General features: G+C 66.0%; 1 protein-coding gene. It reads left to right on the top strand.

The annotated features are described in order from the left end of the window. Positions 1 to 45 precede the first annotated feature (45 nt). Positions 46 to 1,266, top strand: coding sequence for an electron transfer flavoprotein subunit alpha/FixB family protein (locus DBR24_RS11080; RefSeq protein WP_128614751.1), 1,221 nt, complete (start codon positions 46 to 48; stop codon positions 1,264 to 1,266). Positions 1,267 to 1,290 lie beyond the last annotated feature (24 nt).

Genomic DNA, 1,290 nt, shown 5'->3' with positions numbered 1-1,290 from the left:
CAAGCCTGCCGCCCCGGCCAAACGTGAACCTGCGGAGGCCCACTGATGAGCGACATTATCCGCCGCGACCCACGCGCCGAATGGATTGCGCGTAACCGTCTGCACCCGCTGCACGCGGCCATGCAACCGGCGCAACACAGCTGGATGGGCCCCAACGGCATCATCCGCAAGAATCTGCACGGCATCGGTTTTATCGGCCCCAACGGCATCAAACGTATCGACCGCAGCGGCGCGCAGCAGGGCGGGGCGGTCAAACGCTCGGCCACCGTTGAAGTGCAATTGCCGCTGCATCAGGTGCCGGCGCCGGCGTTCTACATCAGCGTAGTGCCGGACATGGTCGGCGGCCGCCTGAGCAGCCACGACCGCGACTTGCTGGGCCTGGCTCATCAATTGGCCGGCAAGGACGGTGCAGTGTTGGCCGTGGTATTCGGCGAGCACAAGGAAAACGCTTTCGCCACGGCCGGTGTCGATCGCTTGCTGGTGCTGGAGAGCGAGGAGTTCAGCGGTTATGCACCGGAGCAACGGGTGCAGGGTCTGCGGGCTGTGGATAACCAGTTCAACCCGCGTCACTGGTTGCTGCCGGACAGCCGCAGCGGTGGCGGTGAACTCGGCCGCCGTTTTGCTGCAGCACTGGGCGAACGCCCGGCGACGCGGGTCTGGCAGGTCAAGGATCAGGAGTGCATCGGCCGCGCCGGTGCGGGCCTGCAAGACCTGGCGCGGCCGGTCGCACGCTTGATTCTGGCCTCGGCCGAGTGCGCCGAACCGGTTAGCGAAACCCGTCACGAAGCACTGCCCGTGGAGTTATCCACAACGGTGGCGCGCAGCCTGTCGCGAATCGAAGATCTCGGGGCGGTGGCGGTGGACCCGGCGGCGATTCCGATGGCCGAAGCCGAGTTCATCTTCTCCGGCGGCAATGGGGTCAAGGACTGGCAGTTGTTCCACGAAACGGCTGCGGCGCTCGGCGCCACCGAAGGCGCGTCACGGGTGGCGGTGGACGATGGCTTCATGGCGCGGGATCGGCAGGTCGGCGCGTCCGGCACCTGGGTCACCGCGCGGGTCTACGTGGCTGTGGGTATCTCCGGGGCGATCCAGCATCTGCAGGGCATCGGTGCCTGCGACAAGGTGGTGGCGATCAACCTCGACCCCGGTTGCGACATGATCAAACGCGCCGACCTGTCGGTGATCGGCGAGAGCGCGGAGATTCTTCAAGCCTTGATCGCGGCGGTAGCGGCTTACCGCAACGACGCCAAGCGCGATGCGGCTTAAGGGAAGGACACAGTTATGAACACC

This window comes from Pseudomonas sp. HMWF006, assembly GCF_003061205.1.
GTDB lineage: Bacteria > Pseudomonadota > Gammaproteobacteria > Pseudomonadales > Pseudomonadaceae > Aquipseudomonas > Aquipseudomonas monsensis.
The sequence above is the reverse complement of the archived record's forward strand: the minus strand, read 5'-3'. Positions and strand labels throughout refer to the sequence as shown.